Source organism: Tumebacillus flagellatus, from assembly GCF_000714935.1.
Taxonomy (GTDB): domain Bacteria; phylum Bacillota; class Bacilli; order Tumebacillales; family Tumebacillaceae; genus Tumebacillus; species Tumebacillus flagellatus.
The window spans coordinates 1-3,168 of record NZ_JMIR01000067.1; the positions used below are offsets into that span (position 1 = coordinate 1).

A 3,168-nucleotide genomic window follows, 5' to 3' on the forward strand; every position below is an offset into this window, starting at 1 on the left:
CTGACGAGCAAACGGTGTTAGAATGCACCATCGAAAAAGAGAACACATAGCACCAAGCCGAAAATCGCGGGCCTTCGAGCCTGCTTTTCGGCGTTTCAAAAGCAAAAGAACCAGCGCGTGGGGATGCGCCGGTTCCGGGTGAGGAAATCTCTCTGTGATATGCAGATTAACATAAAGATTAGAACAGTTCAAATCTAGGAGGAATGGACGATGGCACAACTGACTTTTGACATCCCGAAGGTAGACGAGAAAGCGACCCGCGCGCGAGTGAAAAAGATGTTCGACAGCTACCACGAAGACAAATCTACGCTCGAAACGATGGAGCGCGTCAATCCGCTGTGGCTTACGCACGGCATCGTCAGCGGGCCGTCGGAGAAGCAGGTGGCGATGTATCCGACGTTCGACGCCGACATGATCCGCGGCGGCCAAGTGCGCAACGCGGAGCAGGAGCTGACGGAGCTGTCGGAGTTGATGGACGCACGCGCTGCGCACATCGATAAGATGCAGAACTTCTGTAAGTCGGTTGAGCGTGCCGTCGAAAGTCTTCCGCATTTTGAGCGCGAGATCATGGAACGGACTCTGATGGTCAACAAGCACGCCCGCAAGAAAGACTTCTACATCTGGCCGGAGCTGGCGATGACCAAAGACGCGTACTACAAGCACAAAGAGAAAGCCATGCTGCGGATCGCGTTCGCGCTTCGCATCGAGGTATACGAGCGCGCCGGCGGCGGAGAGGCGGCGTAGGCTTGAGAGACAACCGAAGACATCGAAAACGAAGACGCCACCTGAGATTTGCTCAGTGTGGCGTCTTCGTTTTAAATCGCACGGGTCTATCCTTCTAGTCGAAGGAGTTACTTTCAGTCCCCTGTTTTTCGTTTGATCCAGTCGCCAGGCTCAACATCAAGAGCGTCGCAGATGCTGTCGATAAAGTCGTTGGGCAACTGCTTGATCTTATTGTTCATCACATTGTACAGCGTGCGTTCGTTTATTTTTTCCTTATGTTCTTCGAAAAATTGACGAGGAGACTTGAAACCCCGATCTATGATGAGTGCCTTTAATAAACTGTAATCGGCCATCACGCACACCTCCTTCTTCATTCCATTATATCACAAATATACTGCGTAAAAAGCAGTATTTCCAACTTGCATTACTGCGTGAAACGCAGTATACTGAAACCAAGAGATGGAAACTACGAAGAAACGGAGTGATGCCGGATGAAGAAGCTCAATTTGGCAAACGTCATGAAACGCGCTTGGAAAATCTTCAAATAAAAAGCAGTACGCTCCATGTGCGCTTGGTCTGACGCGCTCCGTGCTTCGTGGGAGATTGAAAAGGGGGGAGCCGTCATCGAGAACAAACCGACCGATCGCCAAATCGATTATTACAGAAGCTTGATCGCGAAATCCGCTTGCGAGGAAGTGCAGTACTACCTGTTCAAAGGAAGTAGCGAAGATGACGTATACGTCGGAAAAGCAACTTTGGCAGCGACGTTTGCGGCGCTTGATCTTGCGGAGAAAGTTGACAAGAAGCAAATGTCCATTCTTATTACGCGCGCACAATCCTACAGAGGATTCTTTGATTGTGCGAGCATGGACAAAAGCGTAGATCCAGAGAAGGCGATCAGCGCCATCACAGATGATATTTACGATCAATATCGTAAATGTGCCATCGAAAGAGGTTATGTCTCGCCGGCTCTGATTTGGCAGTTCTACAACGAACAAAAACAAAACATCATCGGAGGCGACCAGCATGCATGAAGTCTTTACTGGAACACTGCCTTACCTTGACCAAAGCACCGGAACATGGACGCATCGTTATGTACCGGTTGAAGAAGTACCGTTTCAGTTACTCGACTTCCATGTTGTAAACGAAAAAAACATGGTAGCAAGTGGAGTGGATGTCAATGCGGAGATGAGAAACCTCTTGAAATATATGGAGAGCATTGGCGACCTGCGCATTGTACAATCCATTCACCGATACCATAATGGTATCGGTGTGGGAACGAACAGACATAACTACTCAATCGTCTTGCCGAACGACTTTGGCAATGTGGCCTATCCGTCAAGCCATTTTGCTTACGAAGAGAACATTGGTTTTCACAAAAAAACAGAGCACGTTTACGAATGCACTCTTTGTGGACGACAAATATCAAGGTTCTTGCCGATGACAGAGACACCGCCAGCAGACCCGAACCCGACTTTCGGGGATGAAAATAGTCCTCAGCTTCACAAATGGCACAGAACTTCTGACGGAAGCATTTGCAAATCTGATTACAAACTGATTGCTAAGTGATCAGAACCCTCCGGCCAATATGGTTCGCGGGTCATCCAAGAAACCCGTCTCCGCTCTGAAATAAGAGTGGTACGAAAGGGAGTCCAACATGGAACCGAAACGCTATATTGAATTGCAACGGTACATCCCGGAATCGCAAGGATACCGGCATGTGCGCATATCCAAAATTGGTGATTGCTACAAAGCTGAACTCCAGTTTGGGGGATTTGATTCCTCCTATGCACGTTCTGAAAAAACGGCGAATTCTGTTGGACTTTTACTCCGACAAATCACTGAACACGATTTCCCGCGCGCTGCCGACTCGCGACTGCGTCGAGTGGCGTATTCGCGGTATTGTGACGATCTCCGCGAGGAGATTGAGCGGATGCACCTCAGTGTCGAAGAAATCAGCCACTAAGACGCCCGGCGAGGGGCGTCTTTTTCTATGCTCAAAAACCAAACTTTTTCAGGAAAAAATCAGGAGTTTTTTCGGGACAAAATTCGTGTCAAGCCGCGTTATGATGATAGTGTCGAAGTGTTGAAGTCACCGGACGGCATCCACAACGCCCGGTGGCGATGTACTCTTTGGATGACCCGTCTGCCGCGAACAGCCTGAGAGCGCAGCAAAGCGCCGGGCGGGTCATCCGCACATGCCGTCATAGTTCAGTTGGTAGAACAGCCGCCTTGTAAGCGGACGGTCACGGGTTCGAGTCCTGTTGACGGCTCCACACCGGAACATAGCGCAGCCTGGTAGCGCGCTCGCCTTGGGAGCGAGAGGGCGTGGGTTCGAATCCCGCTGTTCCGACCAGAGCAAGACGCCGCCGTTACCGATCCGGGAAAGGACGGGGCGATAGAAAGGGTGAACACCATGCATTGGCCGTAGATACGCGCAAGACC

General features: G+C 50.3%; 5 protein-coding genes and 2 tRNA genes. 6 read left to right on the forward strand and 1 reads right to left on the reverse strand.

What is annotated here, in order from left to right; genetic code table 11:
• The first annotated feature begins 210 nt into the window (after window positions 1-210).
• The gene (locus EL26_RS22785; protein ID WP_038094726.1) at window positions 211-744 is read left to right on the forward strand and encodes an ArpU family phage packaging/lysis transcriptional regulator; all 534 of its coding nucleotides are present in this window, start codon (window positions 211-213) and stop codon (window positions 742-744) included.
• A gap of 113 nt (window positions 745-857) precedes the next feature.
• On the opposite strand, the gene EL26_RS22790 is transcribed toward EL26_RS22785, so the two are convergent.
• The gene (locus EL26_RS22790) at window positions 858-1,076 is read right to left on the reverse strand and encodes a helix-turn-helix domain-containing protein (RefSeq protein WP_038094728.1); all 219 of its coding nucleotides are present in this window, start codon (window positions 1,074-1,076) and stop codon (window positions 858-860) included.
• 210 nt (window positions 1,077-1,286) lie between these two features.
• On the opposite strand from EL26_RS22790, the gene EL26_RS22795 reads away from it, so the two are divergent.
• The 5 genes from EL26_RS22795 (at window position 1,287) to EL26_RS22810 (ending at window position 3,079) form a co-directional block, all read left to right on the forward strand.
• The gene (locus EL26_RS22795) at window positions 1,287-1,757 is read left to right on the forward strand and encodes a hypothetical protein (RefSeq protein WP_038094730.1); all 471 of its coding nucleotides are present in this window, start codon (window positions 1,287-1,289) and stop codon (window positions 1,755-1,757) included.
• The gene (locus EL26_RS22800; protein ID WP_038094732.1) at window positions 1,750-2,292 is read left to right on the forward strand and encodes a hypothetical protein; all 543 of its coding nucleotides are present in this window, start codon (window positions 1,750-1,752) and stop codon (window positions 2,290-2,292) included. Before EL26_RS22795 ends, EL26_RS22800 begins: the two co-directional genes overlap by 8 nt.
• Before the next feature lie 88 nt (window positions 2,293-2,380).
• Window positions 2,381-2,689: a hypothetical protein gene (locus EL26_RS25165; protein ID WP_152559378.1), complete on the forward strand. Its 309-nt coding sequence runs from the start codon at window positions 2,381-2,383 to the stop codon at window positions 2,687-2,689.
• A 234-nt stretch (window positions 2,690-2,923) separates the two neighbouring features.
• Window positions 2,924-2,999: transfer RNA gene (locus tag EL26_RS22805), tRNA-Thr, on the forward strand.
• Between the two features lie 3 nt (window positions 3,000-3,002).
• Window positions 3,003-3,079 (forward strand) — tRNA-Pro (locus tag EL26_RS22810).
• Window positions 3,080-3,168 lie beyond the last annotated feature (89 nt).